This window comes from Pseudomonas fulva NBRC 16637 = DSM 17717 (assembly GCF_000730565.1).
In the GTDB taxonomy this organism is placed as follows: Bacteria; Pseudomonadota; Gammaproteobacteria; order Pseudomonadales; family Pseudomonadaceae; genus Aquipseudomonas; species Aquipseudomonas fulva.
The window spans coordinates 168395-190234 of record NZ_BBIQ01000003.1 but is presented as its reverse complement, the minus strand read 5'-3'; the positions used below and the strand labels follow the sequence as shown (position 1 = coordinate 190234).

At 62.8% G+C, this 21840-nt stretch carries 22 protein-coding genes; all 22 read right to left on the bottom strand.

Translation table 11 applies throughout. The annotated features are described in order from the left end of the window. Window positions 1-17: 17 nt before the first annotated feature. A complete protein-coding gene (gene flhF / locus PFU01S_RS05150; protein ID WP_027915959.1) occupies window positions 18-1328 on the bottom strand; it encodes a flagellar biosynthesis GTPase FlhF in 1311 nt (436 codons plus the stop codon). 11 nt (window positions 1329-1339) lie between these two features. Further along, window positions 1340-3469, bottom strand: a complete 2130-nt coding sequence (flhA, locus tag PFU01S_RS05145; RefSeq protein ID WP_027915958.1) for a flagellar biosynthesis protein FlhA — start codon at window positions 3467-3469, stop codon at window positions 1340-1342. A 145-nt stretch (window positions 3470-3614) separates the two neighbouring features. Next, entirely contained in the window at window positions 3615-4757 is a 1143-nt protein-coding gene (gene flhB, locus PFU01S_RS05140) for a flagellar biosynthesis protein FlhB (protein ID WP_027915957.1), read from the bottom strand. Next, complete coding sequence (gene fliR, locus PFU01S_RS05135) at window positions 4758-5534, bottom strand: flagellar biosynthetic protein FliR (protein ID WP_027915956.1); 777 nt, start codon at window positions 5532-5534, stop codon at window positions 4758-4760. 7 nt (window positions 5535-5541) lie between these two features. Next, complete coding sequence (gene fliQ / locus PFU01S_RS05130; RefSeq protein ID WP_023533926.1) at window positions 5542-5811, bottom strand: flagellar biosynthesis protein FliQ; 270 nt, start codon at window positions 5809-5811, stop codon at window positions 5542-5544. A gap of 21 nt (window positions 5812-5832) precedes the next feature. Then, complete coding sequence (fliP, locus tag PFU01S_RS05125) at window positions 5833-6588, bottom strand: flagellar type III secretion system pore protein FliP (protein WP_023533994.1); 756 nt, start codon at window positions 6586-6588, stop codon at window positions 5833-5835. Then, window positions 6585-7034 (bottom strand): flagellar biosynthetic protein FliO, encoded by a 450-nt coding sequence (fliO, locus tag PFU01S_RS05120; RefSeq protein ID WP_028687989.1) that lies wholly within the window; start codon window positions 7032-7034, stop codon window positions 6585-6587. The genes fliP and fliO overlap by 4 nt, the downstream gene beginning before the upstream one ends. Then, entirely contained in the window at window positions 7034-7498 is a 465-nt protein-coding gene (gene fliN / locus PFU01S_RS05115) for a flagellar motor switch protein FliN (RefSeq protein ID WP_023533974.1), read from the bottom strand. The genes fliO and fliN overlap by 1 nt, the downstream gene beginning before the upstream one ends. A 42-nt stretch (window positions 7499-7540) precedes the next feature. Next, entirely contained in the window at window positions 7541-8509 is a 969-nt protein-coding gene (gene fliM, locus PFU01S_RS05110; protein WP_023533965.1) for a flagellar motor switch protein FliM, read from the bottom strand. A 9-nt stretch (window positions 8510-8518) separates the two neighbouring features. Then, window positions 8519-9016 carry a flagellar basal body-associated protein FliL gene (gene fliL, locus PFU01S_RS05105; RefSeq protein ID WP_023533973.1) on the bottom strand — a complete coding sequence of 166 codons (498 nt, stop codon included), beginning with the start codon at window positions 9014-9016 and terminating at the stop codon, window positions 8519-8521. A gap of 161 nt (window positions 9017-9177) precedes the next feature. Next, entirely contained in the window at window positions 9178-10419 is a 1242-nt protein-coding gene (locus PFU01S_RS05100) for a flagellar hook-length control protein FliK (RefSeq protein ID WP_028687990.1), read from the bottom strand. A gap of 89 nt (window positions 10420-10508) precedes the next feature. Then, on the bottom strand, window positions 10509-10856 hold the full coding sequence (locus tag PFU01S_RS05095) for an Hpt domain-containing protein (RefSeq protein WP_027915953.1): 348 nt from the start codon (window positions 10854-10856) through the stop codon (window positions 10509-10511). A 48-nt stretch (window positions 10857-10904) separates the two neighbouring features. Further along, entirely contained in the window at window positions 10905-12596 is a 1692-nt protein-coding gene (locus PFU01S_RS05090; protein WP_028687991.1) for a fused response regulator/phosphatase, read from the bottom strand. 8 nt (window positions 12597-12604) lie between these two features. Beyond that, window positions 12605-12910, bottom strand: coding sequence for an STAS domain-containing protein (locus tag PFU01S_RS05085; RefSeq protein WP_027915951.1), 306 nt, complete (start codon window positions 12908-12910; stop codon window positions 12605-12607). 132 nt (window positions 12911-13042) lie between these two features. Beyond that, window positions 13043-13495 carry a flagellar export protein FliJ gene (gene fliJ / locus PFU01S_RS05080; RefSeq protein WP_027915950.1) on the bottom strand — a complete coding sequence of 151 codons (453 nt, stop codon included), beginning with the start codon at window positions 13493-13495 and terminating at the stop codon, window positions 13043-13045. 6 nt (window positions 13496-13501) lie between these two features. Next, window positions 13502-14857, bottom strand: coding sequence for a flagellar protein export ATPase FliI (gene fliI / locus PFU01S_RS05075; protein ID WP_023533988.1), 1356 nt, complete (start codon window positions 14855-14857; stop codon window positions 13502-13504). After that, window positions 14847-15623, bottom strand: coding sequence for a flagellar assembly protein FliH (gene fliH, locus PFU01S_RS05070; protein ID WP_027915949.1), 777 nt, complete (start codon window positions 15621-15623; stop codon window positions 14847-14849). The genes fliI and fliH overlap by 11 nt, the downstream gene beginning before the upstream one ends. 115 nt (window positions 15624-15738) lie before the next feature. Then, the gene (gene fliG / locus PFU01S_RS05065) at window positions 15739-16758 is read right to left on the bottom strand and encodes a flagellar motor switch protein FliG (RefSeq protein ID WP_023533955.1); all 1020 of its coding nucleotides are present in this window, start codon (window positions 16756-16758) and stop codon (window positions 15739-15741) included. Beyond that, complete coding sequence (gene fliF, locus PFU01S_RS05060) at window positions 16751-18529, bottom strand: flagellar basal-body MS-ring/collar protein FliF (RefSeq protein WP_023533998.1); 1779 nt, start codon at window positions 18527-18529, stop codon at window positions 16751-16753. Before fliF ends, fliG begins: the two co-directional genes overlap by 8 nt. Before the next feature lie 15 nt (window positions 18530-18544). Further along, window positions 18545-18877 (bottom strand): flagellar hook-basal body complex protein FliE, encoded by a 333-nt coding sequence (gene fliE, locus PFU01S_RS05055; protein ID WP_023533916.1) that lies wholly within the window; start codon window positions 18875-18877, stop codon window positions 18545-18547. A 227-nt stretch (window positions 18878-19104) separates the two neighbouring features. Further along, window positions 19105-20463: a sigma-54-dependent transcriptional regulator gene (locus PFU01S_RS05050; RefSeq protein ID WP_028687992.1), complete on the bottom strand. Its 1359-nt coding sequence runs from the start codon at window positions 20461-20463 to the stop codon at window positions 19105-19107. Continuing rightward, window positions 20463-21680: a sensor histidine kinase gene (locus PFU01S_RS05045; RefSeq protein ID WP_028687993.1), complete on the bottom strand. Its 1218-nt coding sequence runs from the start codon at window positions 21678-21680 to the stop codon at window positions 20463-20465. The genes PFU01S_RS05050 and PFU01S_RS05045 overlap by 1 nt, the downstream gene beginning before the upstream one ends. Window positions 21681-21840 lie beyond the last annotated feature (160 nt).

Genomic DNA, 21840 nt, shown 5'->3' with positions numbered 1-21840 from the left:
TTGCACACATTTCATTTTCAACCCGCTCGCCGTGGGTTGTGGTAGAGATCAGCGAACATGTCGGCCATGGCCTCCTCGCTGGGCTCGTCCTGCTGCTGCACATTGACCGCGCGGGTGACCAGCTGGTGCCCACGGGGCAAGTGCAGATCGTCCGGGATACGCGGCCCATCGGTAAGGTAGGCCACGGGCAGTCGGAAACTGATGGCAAGGCTCAGGACATCGCCCAGGCTTGCCGACTCGTCGAGTTTGGTCAGGATGCAGCCGGCCAGCCCGCAGCGCTTGTAGCTGTGGTAGGCCGCGGTCAGCACCTGCTTCTGGCTGGTGGTGGCCAGGACCAGGTAATTCTTCGCAGCGATACCGCGACCGGCCAGGGTATCGAGCTGCATGCGCAAGGCCGGGTCGCTGGCTTGCAGGCCGGCCGTATCGATCAGCACCACGCGTTTGCGCAGCAGCGGCTCGAGCGCCGCCGCCAACGACTGACCGGGGTCGACATAGGTGACCGGCACATTCAGGATCCGGCCCAGGGTCTTGAGCTGTTCCTGGGCGCCGATGCGAAAACTGTCCATGCTCACCAGCGCCAGGTTGTGGGCGCCGTACTTGAGCACATAACGCGCCGCGAGCTTGGCCAGGGTGGTGGTCTTGCCCATGCCGGCTGGGCCGACGACGGCAATCACGCCGCCGTCCTCGATCGGTTCGACGTCAGGCGTACGGATCATGCGCGCCAGGTGCGCCAGCAGCATACGCCAGGCGTGGCGAGGCTCCTCGATGTCCTTGGTCAGCTCGAGCAATTCGCGGGCAATGGGGCCAGACAGGCCGATGCGCTGCAGCCGGCGCCACAACGTGGCCTGCTGCGGCTTGCTACCTTGCAGCTGGGTCCAGGCCAGCGACCCCAGCTGCACTTCCAGCAGTTCGCGCAAGCCGGACAGCTCCGAGCGCATGGCATCGAACAGGCGCGGGTCTACCGAGGCCTGGCTGCTTGCGGTGGCGGCCGGCTGCGGGGTATCGACATGCGGCTCGACCAAGGGCTCGGCCGCCGTGAGCGATTGACCGGCGAACAGTTGGCGATTGCTGTCGCTGCTGTCCGGGCGCTGATCGAGCTCGGCCTTGGCCGTGGCGATGCGCGTGTGCGTCTTGCGAAGCTCTTCTTCGAGTTCGACGTTCGGTACCCGAGGTGCCAGGGCGGACAGCTTGTAGTCCAGCGCGGCGGTCAGTTCGACCCCGCCTGCGATACGGCGATTGCCGATGATGGCCGCATCAGCGCCCAGCTCATCGCGCACCAGCTTCATGGCCTGACGCATATCAGCGGCGAAGAATCGCTTAACTTGCATTATCCACTACCTCAGCCATTAGGGCCCACGGTGGCAACGATGGTGACTTGCTTGTTGTCCGGTATTTCCTGATACGCCAGCACATGCAAATTCGGTACGGCCAGCCGACCGAAACGCGACAGCATGGCGCGGATCGGGCCAGCAACCAGGAGGATGGCCGGCTGGCCTTGCATCTCCTGACGCTGTGCGGCTTCGATCAGCGAACGCTGCAGCTTTTCGGCCATGCTCGGCTCAAGAAGCACTCCGTCTTCCTGACCTTGCCCGGCCCTCTGCAGACTATTGAGCAAGATCTGTTCCAACCTGGGCTCCAAGGTGATCACAGGCAGCTCGGACTCAACGCCAACAATGCTTTGCACGATGGCGCGACACAATCCGACGCGCACGGCCGCAACCAAAGCGGCGGTATCTTGACTCTTTGCCGCGTTGTTGGCGATGGATTCGGCAATGCTACGAATATCTCGCACTGGCACCTGTTCTGACAACAAAGCCTGTAGGACTTTGAGAAGACCAGACAGCGAAATAACACCCGGCACCAATTCTTCCGCCAGCTTGGGCGACGCCTTGGACAAGACTTGCAACAGTTGCTGCACTTCTTCGTGACCGATCAGCTCGTGGCAATGCTTCTGCAATATCTGGTTGAGGTGAGTGGCCACCACCGTGCTGGCGTCTACGACGGTGTAGCCAAGCGACTGAGCCTGGGAGCGCTGACCGACGTCGATCCACACCGCCTCCAGGCCAAAAGCAGGATCGCGAGCCGCAATGCCGTTGAGGCTGCCGAACACCTGCCCTGGGTTGATGGCAAGCTCGCGGTCCGGGTAGATCTCTGCTTCGGCCAGAATTACCCCCATCAACGTCAGGCGATAGGCACTGGGTTGCAGGTCCAGGTTGTCGCGGATGTGCACGGTAGGCATGAGAAAGCCCAAGTCCTGAGACAGCTTCTTGCGCACCCCCTTGATCCGCGCCAGCAGCTGCCCGCCCTGGTTGCGGTCGACCAACGGAATCAAGCGATAACCCACCTCGAGGCCGATCATGTCGATCGGGGTGACGTCGTCCCAGCCCAGCTCCTTGGTTTCGGCCGCCCTCTGCGGGGACGGCAGCAGCTCTTGCTGGCGCTGCGCTTCCTGCTGGGCCAGCACCTTGGTCTTATGCTGTTTTTTCCACACCAGGTAGGCACCGCCGCCCGCCATCAGGCCCAGGCTCAGGAACGCCAGGTGCGGCATGCCCGGCACAAGGCCCATGACGATCATGATGGCGCCGGACACGGCCAGGGCCCGGGGCGAGTCGAACATCTGGCGGTTGATCAGCTTGCCCATGTCCTCCGAGCCCGAGGCACGGGTGACCATGATGGCTGCGGCGGTGGAGAGCAGCAGCGAAGGCAGCTGCGCCACCAGGCCGTCACCGATGGTCAGCAGGGCATACACCTTGCCGGCATCACCAAAGCTCATGCCATGCTGCAACATGCCGATCAGCATGCCACCGATCAGGTTGATGAACAGGATCAGCAGGCCAGCGATGGCGTCACCGCGCACGAACTTGCTGGCACCGTCCATCGAACCGTAGAACTCAGCCTCCTGGGCGACCTCGCTGCGGCGCGCCTTGGCTTGCGCCTGGTCGATCAGGCCGGCGTTCAGGTCCGCGTCGATGGCCATCTGCTTGCCCGGCATCGCATCGAGGGTGAAGCGTGCGCTGACCTCCGAGATACGCCCCGCACCCTTGGTCACCACCACGAAGTTGATGATCATGAGGATGGCGAAGACCACCGCACCGACCACGTAGTTGCCGCCGATGACCACATCGCCGAAGGCCTGGATCACCATGCCCGCGGCGCCGTGCCCTTCCTGGCCGTGCAGCATGACCACGCGGGTGGAAGCCACGTTCAGGGCCAGTCGCAGCAGGGTCGCCACCAGCAGGATGGTGGGGAAAGCGGCGAAGTCCAGCGGGCGCAGCGCGTACACGCTGACCAGCAGCACCACGATGGACAAGGCGATGTTGAAGGTGAAGAACACGTCGAGCAAAAACGGTGGTATTGGCAACATCATCATTGCCAGCATCACCAACAGCAACAGCGGCACGCCGAGGTTGCCCCGCCCGAGACCGGCCAGGTTATGGCGAGCGTTGCTGATTAACTGAGTGCGATCCACCGCGAGTCCTCTTCTTGCAAAACTTTGACGCCTGTCAGGCGACTGACGCTGCCATTGCAAGAAGCTTTCCAACTTTGTCGGGTGGAGAATTTATATTGCCTGTGCTGGCCCTATGGCGGCCATTTCAGCCATCCCCGGCGCAAAGTCAACTGTCGCGTCGCAGATCGGGCGGAATGGGCAAGTCGGTCTTCAGCGGATCTGGCCGCTTACCCTTGCCTGCGTGGTACTGACGGATCTGGAAGACATACGCCAACACCTGAGCCACCGCCAAGTACAGGCCGGCAGGAATTTCATGCTCCACCTCGGTGGAGTAGTAGATCGCCCGAGCCAAGGCGGCGGATTCGAGAATCTGGATCTTGTGCTCAGCGCCGATCTCGCGAATCTTCAAGGCCATGAAGTCGCTGCCCTTGGCCAGCAGCAAGGGGGCCGAATTCCCGTTTTCCGGATCGTACTGCAGCGCGACGGCGTAATGGGTCGGGTTGGTGATGATCACATCGGCCTGGGGCACAGCCGCCATCATTCGCCGTTGCGACACCTCGCGTTGCAACTGACGGATACGCTGCTTGACCTCCGGCTTGCCCTCGCTGTCCTTGTACTCGTCGCGCACTTCCTGCTTGGTCATCTTCATTTTCTTGTGCGTCTGCCACAGCTGGAACGGGGCGTCGGCGGCCGCGATCAGCAACAGCCCGGCCGACATCCAGAGTGCGCTCCACCCTACCACCTGCAGGCTGTGGATGATTGCCTGCTCCAGCGGCTCGTTGGCGATCGACAGCAGAGCTTGACGGTCGCTGGCCAGCACCGCCACCGCCACTACCAGGATCACGAAGAACTTGGCCAGCGCCTTGAGCAATTCGGTCAAGGCATTCATGGAGAACATGCGCTTGATGCCCGAAAGTGGGTTCATGCGGCTGAATTTGGGTTGCAGCAAGCTGCCGGAGAATACGAACCCACCCAGTACGATCGGCGCAACGAAGGAAATCACGAATAGCAGGATCAGAATCGGCTGCACGGCCCAGATGGCCATTTTGCCGGACGTGAGCAAGAACGCCCCCATGGATCGCTCATCGACGATGATCTCTCGGGTCAGGCTGAAGTTCATGCGCATCATTTCCAGCAGAGTCTCGGCCAGATACCCGCCAAAAGCCAATATGCCCCCGGCACCTGCCAGGGTGACCGCCACCGTGTTGAGCTCCTTGGAACGCGCGATTTCGCCTTTTTCCCGTGCGTCGCGCTTGCGCTTTTCGGTGGGTTCCTCTGTCTTGTCCTGACCGCTCTCGCTTTCTGCCATTCAACCGGCCCTCGCCAAATCCCGCAGCCACAGCAACGTTTCGCTGGCCAACGCCTGGTAATGAGACAGTATATCGGCAAGGCCGATCCAGAAAATGAGCATGCCCATGACCAAGGTCAGTGGGAAACCAATGGAAAAAATATTCAGTTGCGGGGCCGCACGGGTCATCACGCCAAAGGCGACGTTGACGACCAGCAGCGCTGCGATCACCGGCAGGATCAATATCAGCCCAGCGCCGAACACCCACGCCATGCGCCCGACCAACTCCCAAAAATGCGTGACCACCAGGGCATTGCCAACCGGTAGCGTGGTGAAGCTCTCGGTCAACACCTCGAATACCACCAAGTGACCGTTCATCAGCAGAAACAGCACGCTCACCAGCATGGTCATGAATTGACTGATCACAGTGACGTTGACCCCGTTGCCAGGATCGACCATAGATGCAAAGGCCATCCCCATCTGCACTGCCACGATCTGCCCGGCGATCACGAAGGCCTGGAAAAGCAACTGTAACCCCAAGCCGAACATGGTACCGACGATGATCTGCTCGGCGCACAGCAGCGCCCCTTTGAGGCTCAACGGATCGAACGGCGGCAGGGGCGGGAGCGCCGGCACGATGACCACGGTGATCGCCACGGCAACGTACAAGCGCACCCGCGCCGGCAACATGCGCGTGCCGAAGATGGGCATGGTCATCAGCACTGCCGTCACCCTGAACAGCGGCAGGATGAAGGTGGCCACCCAGGTGCCGATTTGCGTGTCGGTCAGCTCAAGCATTGGCGCATCAACCGATGAGCTGGGGGATGTTGGTGTACAGGGTCGTGATGTACTCCATGAACTTCTGCACCAACCACGGCCCGGCCACGATCAGTGTGATCAACATCACCAGCAGGCGCGGCAGAAAGCTCAAGGTCTGCTCGTTGATCTGGGTGGCGGCCTGGAACATGGCCACAATCAAACCCACCAGCAGGCTGGGAACCACCAGCACGGCAACCATCAACGTGGTCAGCCACAAGGCGTCGCGGAACAGGTCGACGGCTACTTCAGGCGTCATGCACGGCCCTCCCAGGCAAAGTCACACACCACCGAAACTGCTGGCCAGCGTGCCCATGATCAGGGCCCAGCCATCGACCAGCACGAACAGCATGATCTTGAATGGCAAGGAGATGATCAGCGGCGACAGCATCATCATGCCCATGGCCATGAGCACGCTGGCCACCACCATGTCGATGATCAGAAACGGAATGAAGATCATGAAGCCGATCTGGAAGGCCGTCTTGAGTTCCGAGGTGACGAAGGACGGCACCAGGATACTCAACGGCACCTGATCGGGGCTGGCGATGTCGGTGCGCTTGGACAGGCGCATGAACAAGTCCAGATCGCTCTGCCGGGTCTGGGCCAGCATGAAGTCCTTGAGCGGGCCCTGCGCTCGGTCGATGGCCTGTTGGGCGGTCAACTGCTCGTTCAGGTAAGGCTGCAGGGCCGTCTGGTTGATGCGGTCGAACACCGGCGCCATGATGAACAGGGTCAGGAACAGCGCCATGCCGGTCAGTATCTGGTTCGAAGGCGTCTGTTGCAGCCCCAGCGCCTGGCGCAGGATGGAAAAGACGATGATGATCCGGGTGAAGCTGGTCATCAGGATGACGAACGCTGGAATGAAGCTCAGCGCCGTCATGATCAACAGGATCTGCAGGCTGACCGAGTACTCCTGCTGCCCATCGGTACCGTTGGACAGGGTGATGGCCGGGATTGACAGCGGGTCGGCCGCCAGTGCCAACGGCGCCGCCAACAGCAGCGCCAAGGTGAACAACAGTCGCAGCGCTGCGCTCATCGGGTCTTGTCCTTAGGGTCCTTGCCCATCAGTTCCATCAGCCGCTGGGCGAACTCAGGCGTCACCTGGCGGGCACCCTGGGGTACATCCACTGGCTCGGCCAGCACGTGCAACGCTTCGATGTTGCCAGGTGTATGACCGATGAGGATCTGCTCCTTGCCCACCTGCACCAGCAGCAGCCGATCACGCGGGCCGATGGCGCGGCTGCCGATGATGTCGATCACGTGCCCGCCCTTGACCGCCGAACCTTGCATTCGGCGCAGCAGCCAGGCGAGCAGAAAGATCAGCCCGACCACCAGCAACAGGCCAAAGACCATTTGCGCCAGTTGCCCGCCCAGGCTCCCTGGAGGGTTGACCGGCGTCGCCGCAGGCGTAGCGGCGGCCAGGCACGCCTGGCTGGCCAGTGCCGCGGCAACCGCCGCGATGACGCGCACCCTGGCCTTCATCAACGCAGCTTCTTGATGCGTTCACTGGGGCTGATCACGTCCGTCAGGCGGATGCCGAACTTCTCGTTGACCACTACCACTTCGCCATGGGCGATCAGCGTGCCATTGACCAGCACATCCAAGGGCTCGCCTGCCAGGCGGTCGAGCTCAATCACCGAACCCTGGTTGAGTTGGAGCAGATTGCGGATGTTGATTTCGGTACTACCTACTTCCATCGAGATGCTCACCGGGATGTCGAGAATCACATCCAGGTTCGGGCCTTCGAGGCTGACGTTGGCATTGGGCTTGGGCGAGCTGGCGAACTCCTCCATCGGCAGGCGGCCGGGCCCCTGATTCTGGCTGGTATCGCCCAGCAGTGCATCGATGTCGGCCTGGCCGGCCGCACCGGTTTCTTCCAGCGCAGCAGCCCACTCATCGGCGAGCGCCTGGTCTTCCGGGGAGGTGATCTCGTTTTCGTTAGCCATGATTTCCTCGACAGGCATTCAATTCGTTGGGAGCGGCCGCCGTCAGCGGCGTTCGATCGGGTCGATGATCTGCAGCGCCAGGTTGCCCTTGTGCGAGCCCAGGCGCGCCTTGAAGGCCGGCACGCCGTTGGCGCGCAGCACAAGGTGCTCGGGCAGCTCGACTGGGATGACGTCCCCGGGCTGCATGTGCAGGATGTCCCGCAATTTGAGCTGACGCCTGGCTACCGTGGCCGTTACCGGCACGGCGACATCAAGCACGTCCTCACGCAGCGCCTTGACCCAGCGCTCGTCCTGGTCGTCCAGATCGGACTGGAACCCGGCATCGAGCATTTCACGCACCGGCTCGATCATCGAGTACGGCATGGTCACGTGCAGGTCGCCCCCGCCGCCGTCGAGCTCGATATGGAACGTGGACACCACGACCGCCTCGCTGGGGCCGACGATGTTGGCCATGGCCGGGTTGACCTCGGAGTTCATGTACTCGAAGTTCACCTCCATGATCGCCTGCCAGGCTTCCTTGAGGTCGATGAAGCACTGGTCCAGCACCATGCGTACCACGCGCAACTCGGTCGGGGTGAACTCGCGGCCTTCGATCTTGGCGTGCCGGCCGTCCCCGCCGAAGAAGTTGTCCACCAGCTTGAACACCAGCTTGGCGTCGAGGATGAACAGCGAGGTGCCGCGCAGCGGCTTGATCTTGACCAGGTTGAGGCTGGTGGGCACGTACAGCGAATGCACGTATTCCCCGAACTTCATCACCTGCACGCCGCCCACGGCCACATCGGCCGAGCGGCGCAGCAGGTTGAACATGCTGATGCGGGTGTAACGGGCAAATCGCTCGTTGATCATCTCCAAGGTCGGCATGCGGCCCCGGACGATACGGTCCTGACTGGTCAGGTCATAGCTTTTGATACTGCCAGGCTCGGATGCACTTTCAGTCTGCACCAGGCCATCGTCGACGCCGTGCAGCAGGGCATCGATCTCATCCTGGGACAGCAGGTCCTGTACGGCCATTGCGTGCTCCTACTGCAATACGAAATTGGTGAACAGCAACTGGTCGATCACGGGCTTGCCGACTTCTTTCTGGGCCACTTCCTGCACCACGACGGTCGCTTTCTGGCGCAGCATTTCCTGGCCGACCGAACTGCTGGCCAGGGTATCGAAGCCGACCCCGGAGAACATCATCACCAGGTTGTTACGGATGACCGGCATGTGCACTTTAAGGGCATCGAGGTCAGCCTGATTGCGCCCCTGCAAGGTGATGCTGACCTGCATGTAGCGCTGGCGACCATTCTGGTTGAAGTTCACCACGAACGCGGGTGTGAGCGCTTCGTAGATGGCCGCTGGCTTGGTGGTGCTGGCGCCTTCCTGCTCAGCAGGCGCAGGCTCGCTCTTGTGCATGATGAACCATGTGGCGCCCACGGAAATGCCCACGGCCACCAGCAGGCCACCCACGGCCAGGAGGATCAGTTTGAGTTTGCCTTTTGGGGCAGGGTCTTTGACTGCTTCGGTATTCGCCATGCCAATATTCCGTCGTCCATCGGGAGTAACTGGGAAGATGGCTTGGGGTGAGCAAGTGTTATGCCAAATAGGCGAGCGTCCAGGCTGGGGCCATTACACGGCCCCAGCGGTCTTACATGAACAGCATTGGCAGCCGGGCGGTCACCCTATCTTCAGCCGCCTCAGGCGTAATAATCCACAGCGCTGTCCCCAATCACGACCTGCTGCTCCACAGGCCGTTCGCGCTCGGCTGCGTCGACCGAGCCCTCCCCTGCACGCGCAGCCACCCCGGACAGACCATTCCCCCCCTGCCCCTGCGCCGCCTGCCCTTGTTGCTGCTGACCTCGCGACTGATCGGCCACGTTGACATCCGGCTGGGCCAGGCCCTGCTGGGCAAAGAGTTCGCGCAGCCGGTGCACCTGGCTGTCCAGCGTATCGCGTACACCGACGTGGCCGCTGATGAAGGTCACCTGGGTAGCCTGGTCGGCGGCGACATTGACGCGGATGTTCAAGCGCCCCAGCTCGGCAGGCTCAAGCTGGATATCAGCCGACTTGAGGTTCTGGCTGGACAAGTACATGACTCGGTTCACCAGCCCCTCGGTCCAGGCGTTCTGGTTCATCGACAGCGGCTGCTGCAACGGGTTGGGGTTCACCGGCACGGCGTTGGCCGTCTTGGCCGTTGCCGCCTGGGTGAGGTTGGCCAGGCGGCTGGCGAAGTCATCGATTCGGGTATCGCTGTTGGCGCCCTTGGTGTCTTTCAACCCTTCTTCGAGCAATGCGCCAAATGCCTTGTCACCGGTGTCGGTGGAAGCTTCTTCGGCCCCTTGCCCCACCTGCGCCAAGGTATTGACGGACGCAGCCTGCGCCTGTTGCTGACCAGGGTCTGCGGCATGGGCCGAGGTGGCCCCCTTGGCTTGGGCACTGTGCTCCAGGGCCAGGCGCAGGGTAGGCAAGTTCGCCAGGGCATCGGCAGCAGGGTCGAAATCTGGCGCCTCTTCGGACGGCGGCTGATCATTGGCAGCCTGCAAAACAGGGGCTACCGCCTCGGCCTGGGCCTGGATCAACTGGGCGCCAGGCTGCGCGTCGGTGACTTGACCGGCAACCAGGCTGGCATCGCGCATGCCAGTGTCGGCCTGGGTGGCGTGCTCGGTGGGCGAGGCATTGCCGTCATCGGCAACGCTGCGCTTGTCGGCAGGCTTGCCTTTGCCGCTTGAGGCCGCTTCAGCCTTTTCAGCGGCCTTGCTCGAAGCGTTCTTGTCTGCAGCGCCGGCAACCTTGTCACGCCCCTGCCTGGCCATCATCTGACCGAAGCCATCACCCTGCTCGCCCAGCGTCTGCTGGGGTTTGGCGGCGGTGGCGCTAGCAGAACGGGCTGCGTCAGCCTTGATGTTGGCTTGCAGCAAAGGGTTGGATGCAACAGGCATTGAGCAGTCTCCGCGCCATAAACAAAATGATCACGGGCATTACCCAGCAAAACTCGCGCCAACTCATATGGGGGCGGCAAGCGCGTGGGCTAACCTGCCGATATCCGATGATGTTCGGCACGGTAGAAGCGCTGCACCTCGGCAAACTCCAGATCAATCCGGTTGATAAGGTCTTCGATGCCCAGCAGCGGGGGATGGCGGGCCTTGTCCTCGAGTTCCTGGCACAGAGTTGCCAGCGCAACGGCGCCCATGTTGCTGCTGCTGCCCTTGAAACTGTGGGCGGCGGCGCCGAGTTCCACTGCGCTGCGGGCAGCGTGAAGTTGGCCAAGACGCCGTTCGGAATCGTCCAGAAAGGTCTGCACCAGCTGCAGATAGCCGTCTTCCATGATTTCACGCAGGTCACTGAGTACCTTGTGGTCGATATGCATGTCAGCCACTTGTTCGCTCCTTGATCAAGTCAGATTATGGCAGAGCCCGACGCGGACTCACCAGATGAACTCGACGTGCGCACAGCGCCCGCCCTCTGTCCAGCGCGCCACAGTGGACAGCCGCCTGACCAGTGCCATTCCCCGGCCACTGAGGCCTTGCTCTGGCAATGGCTGCGCAAGCACCTGCTGCACGTCGAACCCTTCGCCGCTGTCCCTGACCTCCACCTTCAGACGCCCACCAGCGGCGAGCGGTTCAACTGCAAGATTGATGCGCACGTAGCCTTCTTCGATCACCTGCAAGCGCCTGGCACGCTCCTGATAATAATCGGCAAAGCCTGGCGCATCGCATTTGAGCCGAGAGTCCAGCCCCAGCACGCCATGTTCAAGCGCATTAGAGTACAGTTCGCTCAGCACACTGTAGAGGGTGCCGGCCGATGAACGCAGGCCATGTATTTCCTGCAACAACTGCACCAGGTAGGGTACCGGGTTGAAACGGCGCAGGCTTTCTCCTCTCACATCGAAACTCAGCGACCAGTCCATGGCGCTACAGCGGCCCAGGTCCTGAGGCAACATCGCCATGGGCTGCGGCAATTGCGCACCCAGCATGCGTATGTCACACAAGCTGACATCGTCGCGCGCCCGCCCACCGAAGCGTTGCAGCGCGTCGAGCAGCTCATCGAACAACAGCGCGGGATTGCGGTTGTCGGCCAATACCGCCCGCAGGCGTTGCTCACCGAACAGACGTTCCTGATCGTCGGCGGTTTCGAGCACCCCATCGGACATCAGCAGCAGCCGCTCGCCCGGCGCCAGCGGCCAAACCTCGGTCTGGTCGTCGAACTGCTCTGCACTCAGAACACCCAGCGGCAAGTGCCTGGAAACCAACGCAGACAACACCCGGCCTTCCGAAGACAGCAGGAAGCCGTCAGGCATGCCGCCATTCCATACCTCCACTGCGCCGCGCTGCATGCTCAGGTTGACCAGCAGTGCGCAGCAGAACATGTCGCCAGGCAGAATGCGCTTTAGCTTGGCATTCATCTCTCGCAATACCTGCGCCATGCCGTAGCCCTTGGCCGTCATACCGTAGAACACTTCGGCCAGCGGCATGGCCCCCACGGCAGCCGGCAGCCCGTGCCCGGTGAAGTCCCCCAGCAGCACGCGCATGTCCCCGGACGGCGTGAGCGCGGCCAGCATCAGGTCGCCGTTGAACAGCGCGTACGGCGATTGCAAAAAGCGGATGTTCGGTGCGTCCAGACAGCCAGAATGGGCCACCTTGTCGAATACGGCTTTGGCCACCCGCTGTTCGTTGAGTAAATGGTGGTGGTGCCGCGCAATCTGATCGCGCTGATCCAGCACCGTGGCCTGAAGCCGTCGCAGCCGGTCCATGGCCCGAATCTTGGCTGCCAGAATGACTGCGCTGTAGGGCTTGGCCAGAAAATCATCCCCACCGGCTTCCAGGCAACGCACCAGGGCCTGTTCTTCGTTGAGTGCCGTGAGAAAGATGATGGGCACCAGGGTTTCGCCAGCCAGGGCCTTGATCTGCCGCGCCGCCTCGAAACCGTCCATGACCGGCATCAACGCATCGAGTAGCACCAGCTGCGGGCGTCGAGCCTTGAACACGTCCACGGCTTGCTGGCCATTTTCGGCAGTGAACACGTCGTGTCCTTGGCGCCTGACGATCTGCGCCAATAGCAGACGATCGGCCGCGCCATCTTCAGCCACCAGCACGGTCAACCCAAGTTCATCAGCCATCGGCGCATTCAACTGATGTCGAAAAGCTTGTCGAAATTGGAGATGGCGAGAATCTTGCGTACGTCGCAATTGGCATGGACGACCCGCACATCCGCCTCGTCCCCGCCGGCGTGATCGCGCAGCAGCAGAAGCATGCCCAATGCAGAGCTGTCCAGGTAGGTCACCTCCTGCAAGTCGACGATGACCGCGTCAGGGCGGCGTGGCTGGCGTTCGTAGGCCTCACGAAAGGCCTGGTGCTTGCCGAAATCGAAACGTCCCTTGATTTTGATCGTCAGCTTTTTACCGTCCTGCGAGACATCGGTTTCCACTGCCATGCTAGCGATTCCTTCGATGATGGCGGATGCGGCTCCATGAAGGTGTAGCAGTGATGGGGCGAGGGGGCAAGCGGGGATGGGAGCCGTATTGGCCGGTGGGCAGAGACCTGGGGCTAGATCAAGCTCCCCCAGCTACAGCGGCCCCTGCCGCGGCAGCCGCTGGGACAACTCGTCGAGCAAGCGCTGCTCGCGCTTGTCCTCGGCGCGCCGCGCCTCGTCCATATAGCGTTGCACCAGCTTGCGCAAGCCCTCTACCCGCGCATACGCCTGCTGCCAGGTGCCGCGGGCATTGGCGAGGTTGTTCTGGTGCCAGGTGAGGCTCTGGCGCTGTTGGGTCATGGCCGTTTCCAGCTGGCCGAGAAAGCGCTGGTAGTTGACCAGCCAGTTTCCGTCTACACCCTGGCCGCCCCGGTTGAGCCACTGCTGTTGATAATCCTCGCCAAAGCGCTCCAGCTCCGTTAGCTTGGCCTGGGCCGTGGCCACCTGCTGCTGGAAATGGCCAAGGCGCTGGGCCGCCTTGCGCTCGGCTTCCTCGGCCATGTCCACCACGGGGGCCAGGCGCGCCGCACGTCCGGGCAATGCCATGGCCTATCAGCCCGCCGGGGGCGTGAAGATCGCCCCCAGTTGATCGCGGCTTTGCGCCATGCCCACGTTCTCACGCAGCCCTTGACGCAGAAATTCCACCAGCCTGGCCTGCAGCGCGATGGCAAGGTCAGTCTCGGGGTCCCCGCCCGCCACGTAGGCACCCACGCTGATCAGGTCGCGGCTCTGCGACAACCGAGACCAGAGCTGCTTGAATTTCTGCGCCTGGCGAAGGTGGTCGGCATCGACCACCTGGGGCATCACCCGGCTGATGGACGCTTCGATGTCGATTGCCGGGTAGTGACCCTCCTCGGCCAGCCGTCGCGACAGTACGAAGTGGCCGTCCAGCACACCCCGGGCCGAATCTGCGATCGGATCTTGCTGATCGTCGCCCTCGGACAGCACCGTGTAGAACGCCGTGATCGAGCCGCCACCCGGCTCACCATTGCCCGCTCGCTCGACCAGCTTGGGCAGTTTGGCGAACACCGAAGGCGGATAGCCACGCGTGGCGGGCGGCTCCCCGATGGCCAGTGCGATTTCCCGCTGCGCCTGGGCAAAGCGGGTCAGCGAATCCATCAACAGCAGCACGTTCTTGCCCTTGTCGCGAAAATACTCGGCGATACGGGTGCAGTACATGGCCGCCCGCAAGCGCATCAGGGGCGCATCGTCAGCGGGCGAAGCCACCACCACGGAGCGTTTGAGCCCCTCCTCGCCAAGGATGTGTTCGATGAATTCCTTCACTTCGCGGCCCCGCTCGCCAATCAGGCCGACCACGATGATTTCGGCTTCGGTGAAGCGGGTCATCATGCCCAGCAAGACCGACTTGCCCACACCGGTACCGGCGAACAAGCCCAGGCGCTGGCCGCGCCCGACGGTGAGCAGGCCGTTGATACTGCGGATGCCCACGTCCAGCGGCTTGCTGATGGGGTCGCGGTTGAGCGGGTTGATCACCGGCCCGTCCATCGGCACCCAGTCCTCGGCCTTCATGCCGCCTTTACCGTCCAGCGCGCGGCCCGCGCCGTCCAGTACCCGGCCCAGCATGCTCATGCCCATAGGCAGCCGGCCACCGTCGTCGAGCGGCACCACGCGGGCACCCGGGGCGATGCCGACAATGCTGCCAACCGGCATGAGGAACACCTTCGACCCAGAGAACCCCATGACTTCCGCTTCGACCTGCACCGGGTGGTAGCTGTCGTCGTTGACCACCAGGCAGCGGCTACCCACGGCTGCCCTGAGCCCTTCGGCTTCCAGGGTCAGGCCTACCATGCGCAGCAGTCGCCCCTCGACCACCGGTTGCGCCGGCACCTCGATGGCCTCGGCATAACTGCCCAGGCGCTTGGCAAAGCTGGTACGGTCAAGGCGCATCGGCGTCCTCCACCGGCGCGTCCAGGTCAACGCTCACATCAGGCGCTGCCGGGTGCAGCGCATGGTCATGCATCTGATCGAACAACTGCGCGACGGTCTTCTCGATGCGGGTTTCCATGGTCGCATCGATACGGCTGTGGGCAGTCTCGATACGGCAGCCACCGGGAAGCAGGGTGCTGTCTTCGAGCAGGCGCCACTGCTCTTCGTGGCGCTCGCGCAAGGCCTTGGCCAGTTCGAAATCCTGCGGGTTCAGGTGAATACGGATATTGTCGGCACCCATGGGCAGGCGCTTGAGGGCTTCGCGCAGCACCTGGGTAATCTGGCTGGAATCGCTCGTGAGTTCACGGCCGATCACCTGGCGCGCCATGTGCGACACCAGGTGCACCAGGGTCCTTTCGATCTGGGTGTCCTGCTCGGCGATGGGCTCCATCAAATGGGTCATCAGCTTTTCCAGGCTGGCCAGCTTCGCCTTCAGGGCCTCGTCGGCCTCTTGGCGCACCTTGAGCTGGGTGCTGTGAAACCCATCACGCTCACCGGTTGCGAAGCCTTCGTTGTAGGCTTCCTGGCGAATAGCTTCGAGCTCTTCGAGGGTCAGCGGCTGAACGTCCTCCAGCGGCACTTCCTCGACTTCTTCCTCCACCTCGACCGGTTCGGGCTCAGGCTCGTGCGCGGGCTGGGGGTCGAAGCTGGGCAACGTCCAGACGTCTACGCCCTCGAGGTCGCGGGCCCGGATCAGGTCACTGGGGTGATGTTCTTTGGTCGACATTCAAAAACCTGTCTATCAGGGTGCCAGGCGCCATACCGCCTGCCGAAGACTGCACGCTAAGGCAGATTGCGTGCGTGACGCAATCGCCTTGCGCTGACCCATGGCGGCTCGCCGCTTAGATCATTTCCTCGGCACCTTTGCCACCGAGCACGATTTCGCCGGCTTCGGCCATGCGACGGGCGATGGTGAGGATTTCCTTCTGGGCCGTTTCAACATCGCTGACACGAACCGGACCCTTGGCCTCAAGGTCATCACGCAGCAGTTCCGAAGCACGCTTGGACATGTTCTTGAACACCTTGTCCTTGACCCGCTCGTCCGCGCCCTTGAGCGACACCACCAGCACGTCGGAAGACACCTCGCGCAGCAGCGCCTGGATACCGCGGTCATCCACATCGGCCAGGTTGTTGAAGACGAACATCAGGTCTTCGATCTGCTCGGACAGGTCGCTGTCGATTTCGCGGATCGAATCCATCAGGGCGCCTTCCACGGAGCTGTCGAGGAAGTTCATGATGTCGGCGGCACGCTTGATGCCACCCAGGGTGGTGCGCGCGGCGTTGGAATTGCCGGAGAACTGTTTCTCCAGAATCTGGTTCAGCTCCTTCAGGGCAGCAGGTTGCACGGTATTGAGCGACGAGACGCGCAATACGATGTCCAGCCGGACCTTGTGGTCAAAGTTGCTCAGCACCTCACCGGCCTGGTCAGGGTCCAGGTAAGCCACGACAATGGCCTGGATCTGCGGGTGCTCGTAGCGGATCACGTCGGCCACGGCGCGTGGTTCCATCCACTTGAGGCTGTCCAGGCCGCTGGTGTTGCCACCGAGCAGGATGCGGTCGACCAGGCCGTTGGCCTTGTCCTCGCCCAGTGCCTGGTTGAGCATCTTGCGAATGTACGCATCGGAGCCCACGCCCAGGCTGGTCTGATCGCCGACCACTTCGACGAACTCGCTCATCACCTGTTCGACCTGGTCACGGTGCACGTTGCCCATCTGCGCCATGGCCACGCCCACGCGCTGCACTTCCTTGGGCCCCATGTGGCGCAGTACCTGCGCGGCGTCGGTTTCACCCAGCGATAGCAGCAGGATGGCTGCCTTGTCGACGCGGCTCAGCTTGGCGGTAACGGCTCGGTTATCACTCATCGGCGTTGATCCAGTCTTTGACGACCTGGGCTACGCGGCCCGGGTCTTCGGCCACAAGGCCTTTGATTGCGTTGAGCTGTGCCTCGTAACCCTCGGTGGGGCTAGGCAGCAGAATGCTTGTCGGGCCACCCAGGCTGACGCGGTCGTTGGCCAGTTCGCCATCTAGACCGATCATGCCGCCCAGCTCCATGTCATTTTCAAGGGCAGGCTGCTTGCCACCCCCTGTCAGGTTGTTGAGCACAGGCCGCAATACGCCGAACACCAGCACCAGGATGAACAGCACGCCCAGCACTTGCTTGACGATATCCCAGAACCAGGGCTGCTGGTAGAACGCGATATCGGCAATCTCTTCGCCACGGTCTGGCGCGAACGGCACGTTGATCACGGTCACGCTGTCGCCCCGGCTGGCGTCGAAGCCAACGGCATCCTGGACCAGCCGGGTGAAGCGCGTCAGGTCCTCGGCAGCCCACGGCACATGGGTGGTCTCCCCGGTGGCGGCATCCACCTTGACCTGATCGTCCACCACAACCGCCACGGACAGGCGCGTCATGCGCCCCTGTTGCTGGCGGGTATGGCTGATGGAGCGGTCGAGCTCGAAGTTCTTGGTGCTCTGTTGGCGCTTGTCGGACGGATAAGGCGCGAGCATCGGCTGGCCGGTGGCCGGGTCCATGATCTGCTGGCCATTGGCATCGACCAACGGCTGGCCAGGCTGGATGGCGCCCGCTGCACCTGCGGTACCGCCAGTGGTCTGTGGCGCCGAAGCGGCACCCGGTGGCTGGTTGCTCAACGCGCCCGGCACACCTTGTGGGCCCTGGCTGCTAGCGCGCTGCTCGTCGACCGACTGCTCACTGCGCAGCGCCGGTTGGTCCGGATTGAACTGCTCGGAGGTGGACTCGACCGCACTGAAGTCCAGGTCGGCAGACACTTCGGCCTTGTAGCGGTCGTTGCCCAGCACCGGTTGCAGGATGTTGTGCACACGCTGGGTCAGCATGCCTTCCATTCGGCGGCTGTAGTCGAACTGCTTACCAGCCTGGGTCAGGGCAGAATCCTGGATCTGTTCGGACAGCAGGTTGCCTTTCTGGTCGACCACGGTGACCTGGGACTTGTCCAGCTCAGGCACGCTGGTGGCCACCAGGTTGACGATGGCCATTACCTGGCCGGGCTCAAGTGCACGACCTGGATAGAGCTCGACCAGTACCGATGCACTGGGCCGACGCTCATCGCGCACGAACACCGAGCTCTTGGGAATGGCCAGGTGCACGCGGGCACCCTTGACGTTGTTCAGGCTCGACACGGTGCGCGCCAATTCGCCTTCCAGGCTGCGGCGGTAACGCGTGGCCTCCATGAACTGGCTGGTGCCAAGGCCCTGCTCCTTGTCGAGCAGCTCGAAGCCGACGTTGCCGTCGGTAGGCGCCACGCCCGCAGCTGCCAGCTTCAGGCGCGCACGGGAGATGTCGTCGGCCTTGACCAGCAGGGCCCCGGAATTGGGTTCCACGTTGTAGGCAATGTCGGCCGCCGCCAGGGTGTCCATGACCTGCTTGGTGTCCATGCCCGACAGGCTGGGGTACAGCGGACGGTAGTCCGGCTGCTGCGACCACAGCACCACGGCAAAGCCGATCGCCACGCTGGCAGCCAGGCCGACCATCAGGCCGATCTGACGCAGCATGGGCATCTGCGCAATGTTTTCCAGGAACGCCAGGCGCACCAGGGGTGCCTTGGGCGCTGGCGCGCCGCCCTTGGCGGGCGCGTTGTCGACGACTGCTTCAGCCATGGTCTACGTCTGCCCTCAAACCGGCATTTGCATGATGTCCTGGTACGCCTGGACGAGCTTGTTGCGTACCTGGGTCAAGGCCTGCATCGAAACGCTGGCTTTCTGCGAGGCAATCATCACGTCGGTGAGGTCGACCCCGGTCTTGCCGATTTCGAACGCGTTCGCCAACTGCGAAGAGGCCTGCTGGGTGTCATTCACCTTGCCGATGGCCTGGCCCAGCATGTCGGCAAAGGTACTTTGCCCTGGGGCCAGCTCAGGGGCGGCTGATACTTTCGGCAGCGACATGGCATCGGCCTGCATGGCCCGCATGTCCAGCATCAGACGATTGAATTCAACACCTTGGGTCATGAGCTTCTCTCTCCGGCGGCCGCATATTTTTGACAGTCATGCGGCGGATAGCCTTCGTAAAGCAACAAAGGTGCCAGCCTTATGAAAGGGTGAATACGTCTAGGAAAAAACGGGCGTATCAGGCTACGAAGCACCGTGAAGATCACGCACGCTTGGCGGGCGATGCCTAAAAGAGCGCTGGATTACCCGCGCTAGAGATGACGTCTGCAGGGTAAAACGCGACTGTCTTACTCGCCAAACAGACTGGCCTCGACGTCGAAACCGGCGTCGCGCATCTGCGCAAGCTTATAGCGCAGCGTGCGCGGGCTGATCCCCAGGCGCTCGGCCGCTTCCTTGCGCCGACCTCGCTCGGCCCGCAGGGTATCGATGATCTGCTGGTACTCGTGACGCCGCTTGTCGTCGCCCTGCTCGGCTGCAAGTCCACCTTGCCCAGATAGTGGCACAGCGCCACCTGACAAGGGAATGGCGCCATCAAGACAAAAATCCGCCGCCTCGATCACCCCGCCTTGCTGCAGGATCAAGGCGCGCTGCAATGCATTATCCAGCTCACGCACGTTGCCAGGCCAGGTCCAGGCTTGCAGGCAGGCCTGCGCGTCGGCGGACAGGCGCACGGGGGCATGCTGCATTTTTGCAATGTGACGAGCCAGCAAGCGCTCGGCCAGTTGAACGATGTCGCCGGGCCGCTCGCGCAGGGGGCGCCAGGCCAGCGGGAACACGGACAACCGGTAGAACAGGTCCTCGCGAAAACGACCGGCAGCCACCTCGCCCGCCAGGTCCCGATTGGTGGTGGCCACCACGCGGATATCCAGCGCGATGGGCTTGCGCCCCCCTACCCGCTCGACCTCACGTTCCTGCAGCACCCGCAGCAACTTGGCCTGCAAGGCCAGGGGCATTTCCGAGATCTCGTCCAGCAGCAAGGTACCCCCGTTGGCCTGCTCGAACTTCCCGGGCTGGGCAGCGATCGCCCCGGTAAAGGCACCCTTCTCATGGCCGAACAGCGTGGCCTCAAGCATGTTGTCCGGAATGGCGGCACAGTTGATCGCAACGAACGGCTGGCTGGCACGGGGGGACTGCTGGTGGATGTAGCGCGCCAGCACTTCCTTGCCCGTGCCCGACTCACCGGAAATCAACACGGTCGAGCCACTGCGCGCCACGCGTGCGGCCAGCTCCAGCAACTGCCGGCTGGAGGGCTCGCGTGCAACAGGGCCCTCCTCGTCCGTCATACGCCCGGCGGCATGCCGCTGCACAAGGTTGAGCAGCGCCTTGGGTTCAAAGGGTTTGACCAGGTAATCCACCGCACCTTGGCGAATGGCTTCCACCGCCCGTTCCACGGCCGCGTGAGCGGTCATCAGCAATACCGGCAATTGCGGCTGCTGGCGGCGCAGCTGGGCCAGCAACTGGTGGCCGTCCATGCCCGGCATGTTCACGTCGCTGATGACCAGGTTGAAGGGTTCTTCATGCACCACTTTCAGGGCCTGCTCTGCGCTGTCCACCGCTTTGTAGGCGAAACCACCCAGGTCGAGGGTATCGGCCAGTGCCTCGCGCAGCACACGGTCATCCTCGACCAGCAACACATTCACCGTCATCACCGGCTCTCCGCCAACGACCCATCGATCAAGGGCAACTCCACCCGCACGCAGGTGCCGCGCCCCACCTTCGAACGCACCTGCACGCTGCCGTGGTGGGCCTTGGCCACCGCCTTGACCACCGCTAGCCCGAGCCCCGTACCGGTCGACTTGGTGGTCAGGAAGGGCTCGCCAAGACGGGCGAGCAGATCAGGTGCAATGCCAGTGCCAGCGTCACTGATGCACAGGTGCAGGGTCTGCTGGCGACGCCATAGGTGCACCTTGAGCCGCGCAGCGCCCTGGCTGGCCTGGGTGGCGTTTTCGATCACGTTCAGCAGTGCACCCACCAGCGTGTCGCGGTTGCACAGCAGCTCACCCAGGCGGCTGTCACACTGCCAGCGCACCGCGTGCCCGTGAACATGCGTCTGCGCAGCCTGCTGCAACGCCTGGAACAAGGCTTTCGGAGAAATTCGATCCGTGAGTGGCAACTCGCCACGGGCGAACACCAGCATGTCGCGGACCTGTTGTTCCAGCTCATGCAGACGCTCCTTGAGACTGCCAGCGAAGCGCTGCCGGGTCTGAGTGGTCAACGCCTGTTCAGGGTCGGCCAGGTGGCTGGCGTAAAGCATGGCAGCAGAGAGCGGCGTGCGAATCTGATGCGCCAGCGAGGCGACCATGCGCCCGAGCGAGGACAATCGCTCGTGGCGTGCCAACTGGTCTTGCAGGCGACGGGTTTCCGTCAGGTCGTTGAGCAGCACCAGCTGCCCCGGCTCGGCATCCAGCGAGCGCGTGGCAATGGACAGGCGACGGCCGTCGCGCAGGGACACTTCATGGCCGTCGTCCAGTCGCGGGGCAAAACTGCGGGCAATGACTTCACGCCACAGCTGGCCGATCAATGGCTTGCCCAACAACTCGCAGGCGGCCGGATTGGCTTCGCGAACGCTACCCTGCCCGTCGATGACGATCACCCCGCCCGGCAGCAGGTCCAGCAAATGCTGCAAGCGGTTGGCCAGGCGTTCTTTCTCGTTCAACTCCTCGATGCGCTGGGCGCTGACCACCGCCAGCTCGCCCTTGAGCTCACTGACCCGGGCTTCGAGCAGGCTGTAGGACTGGCTGAGCTGGCTGGAGACCTGGTCGAACAAAGCGAACGCCTGCTCGACACCCTGGCGGCTTTCCTGCTCGACCAGTGACTGCGCCTGGGGGGAAAGGGCTCGGGATACATGGGCGGCCTGGGGCATCGTGCTCTCTCGCGTGGCTGACCGTCATAAAAACGGTGTGGTGGCCAGTGCGTAGCAATACCCGTGCCGGTCATGGGGTTAAGACACCACGTTGACTGCACGCTACCGTAGCGCCCACCCCTTGCCGTACAGGCAGTCGTTGCGGCAAGGCATGGGCGCT